The sequence below is a fragment of the Salinimicrobium profundisediminis genome (genome assembly GCF_026241755.1).
GTDB lineage: Bacteria > Bacteroidota > Bacteroidia > Flavobacteriales > Flavobacteriaceae > Salinimicrobium > Salinimicrobium profundisediminis.
In genome coordinates this window covers 1-2,469 of the sequence record NZ_JAPJDA010000059.1, presented here as the reverse complement: position 1 = coordinate 2,469, position 2,469 = coordinate 1, and the positions used below count along the sequence as shown (strand labels likewise).

General features: G+C 40.9%; 3 protein-coding genes. All 3 read right to left on the bottom strand.

Going from position 1 to position 2,469, the window contains the following annotated elements; translation table 11 throughout:
* Positions 1 to 416 (bottom strand): TRAM domain-containing protein (locus tag OQ279_RS18310; RefSeq protein WP_266071311.1); only part of this gene is annotated, 416 nt, incomplete at its 3' end.
* Between the two features lie 15 nt (positions 417 to 431).
* Positions 432 to 1,292, bottom strand: coding sequence for a DNA-3-methyladenine glycosylase family protein (locus OQ279_RS18305; protein ID WP_266071310.1), 861 nt, complete (start codon positions 1,290 to 1,292; stop codon positions 432 to 434).
* Positions 1,293 to 1,377: 85 nt separating this feature from the next.
* Positions 1,378 to 2,169 (bottom strand): delta-lactam-biosynthetic de-N-acetylase, encoded by a 792-nt coding sequence (pdaA, locus tag OQ279_RS18300; RefSeq protein WP_266071309.1) that lies wholly within the window; start codon positions 2,167 to 2,169, stop codon positions 1,378 to 1,380.
* Positions 2,170 to 2,469 lie beyond the last annotated feature (300 nt).

The following is a 2,469-nucleotide window of genomic DNA, read 5'->3' as shown; positions in this document are numbered from 1 at the left end:
CTTTTATTCCGGTAGCTCCATGGATTGTCCATGCCGATGGTTTGTTTTATATTTAAATCTTCAACTTTCAATCGTGAATGGCGTTCTAATGATTGAATGACGATATCGCGTTTTTCCTTGAGCTGCTGGGTGTATTCCAGATGCTGCAGCTGGCATCCTCCGCACTGGTCATAGACCGGACAAGGAGGCACAACACGATGCTGAGATTTTTTGCGTACCTTTTTTATTTTACCTTCTGAAAATTTCGGATGTACCTTTGTCGCTTCGACCACAACTTCTTCACCTGGAAGAGCGCCTGGAACAAAGACTACCTGTTTTTTAAAGTAGCCGACTCCTTCTCCATTGATGCCGAGGCGTTTAATTGTCAGCGGAAAGGTTTGTCCTAATTTTAACTGAGCTGTTTGGTTTTGAGTCATTGATATCACTCCAATTTATTCGATGCTTCTCCATAAATAGAGTGAAGCATAGCTTAAGTATGGCTCCCAATGCTGGGCGTATGTTTGCATTTCTTCCTGGGTTGGCTTTACTGGTAAATCATATAATTTTTTGAGGGCATTTTGTATGCCAATATCTGCCGTGGGGAAAAGGTTCGGTCTGCCGAGGCCAAACATCAGGAAATTCTGAACGGTCCACGGACCAACTCCCCGCAATTTGATTAGTGTATCATAAATTTCCTTATCAGACATGTTCTTTAGCTGTTCATATTGTAAATATCCTTCGGCTGCAGCCTTTCCAATACCGATCACATACTCTGCTTTTCGTCCGCTAAACTGAAGTTCACGGAGTTCTTCGACGGTTAGCTGTGCAACCGTTTCTGGGAGTGGATAAAAGGGGACACCCTCTTTTTCAAAACCAAATTTGCGTACAAATCTTTCGGTTAGTGTATAGGCGAATTTTAGATTAACCTGCTGATGGATGATAAGTTTCATGAGCGAGCTGTACGGATCGAACTCTAAGAACAGCGGAGTGCCGCGGTGATCCGTAAAAATCTCTTTCAACTCTGTCTTAATAAAAAAATCATGAATTGGAGCAAGCTTTGTATTCCATTGAAAAATATCAGCAATTCGCTGTTGGGCTTGTTTTTGATAAGGTTCTTCAATTCCTGAAATTTTGAATTTTGGTTCATCTGTTGTTCCAACGGCTTGGACTTCTGCGACAACTGGTGTTTTGTCGATTAAAAGAGGGACTTTTACAAATCTTTTCTCCATATCAACAACATGCAGCGGATCAAGCGCTAATCTGCTTAGAACTAAATCGAAATTATATGGTCCTTCTACTGTCAGTATATCCATATTTCCCCGTCCTTGTTCTTTTACCTGAATTATAACAAAAAGATCGAATCCAGTCAGAAGCAGGGCTGGATTCGATCTTTTTTATTCAGTATAGCATTGGATTGCTGATTTCCCGCGACCACATTAAATCGTCTATACTTTTAAATGTATAGCCGCGTTTCTTTAAATCTTGAATCGCTTTTTCCAGTGCTTCGGCATTGTCCTTTGAAACGGTATGAAGCAGAAGAATACAGCCTGGATGGATTTGTTTCATGATATTGTCGTATGCGTATTGTGCACCTTTTTGCTGATCCGTCTTCCAGTCAATAAAAGCTAATGACCATAAAACATGTGTGTATCCTTGTTTTTTGGCCAGGTCTAGTGTTCTTTCGCTTAAGATGCCGCGTGGCGGACGTAAGTAGTTCATCGTTTTCATTCCGGTAAGTCTTTCAGTTTCTGCTCTGACTTTTTCTAATTCGCGTATAAAGCGCTCTTGATCAACTGTTGTCATATCAGGATGATGCCAAGAATGGTTCCCAATCGTATGCCCTTCTGCCGCCATTCTTTTTACAAGGTCTGGTGCCGTGTTTAAGTAGTGTCCTGTAATAAAAAACGCTCCGGGTACTTTTTCTTTTTTCAGCACATCGAGAACTTGTGCTGTATAGCCATTTTCATACCCGTTATCAAAGGTTAAGTATATATCCTTTTTCGATGTGTCACCCTTATAAAAAGCATCGTATTTCTCTAAAAGATCATCAAGCGGTTTACCCGCTTCTGCCGGCACTTCGTTTGAAGCTTTTTTGCAGCCCCAATGGATCGCTTTATTTGACGGCTGCGCGCTGGCCGAGGTGGTACACAATAATAAAATGAAGGTGAAAATGATACTTCTTTTTAACATCTTTGTCTCCTCCAGGATTTTTTCTTAGTTTCTGTTTAAATGGAGGAAACATTACTGACAATTGTATCCTTATGTGGGTGGTGGAATTTGGGGTGGCTTTTGAGTAATTGTTAAGTAAAATTTATGACTTTTTGGTGGGATCTAGCTGTAATAGAGATGTTATTCTACTTTATTGGACTATAGAGGTGTGTTTCTTTGCCTTTCGCGACACCATTTCCCTTTTTCTGGACCTATTGCCGTTGCTGTTGCACTTAGTAACTGGATAGATTCTCCCAGCAGTGGGTTCTTCATTGTGGCAGG

Excerpts from the sequence above, each read along its gene's own strand:
- pdaA (WP_266071309.1), bottom strand. The coding sequence starts at position 2,169 with ATGTTAAAAAGAAGTATCATTTTCACCTTCATTTTATTATTGTGTACC.
- OQ279_RS18305 (WP_266071310.1), bottom strand. The coding sequence starts at position 1,292 with ATGGATATACTGACAGTAGAAGGACCATATAATTTCGATTTAGTTCTA.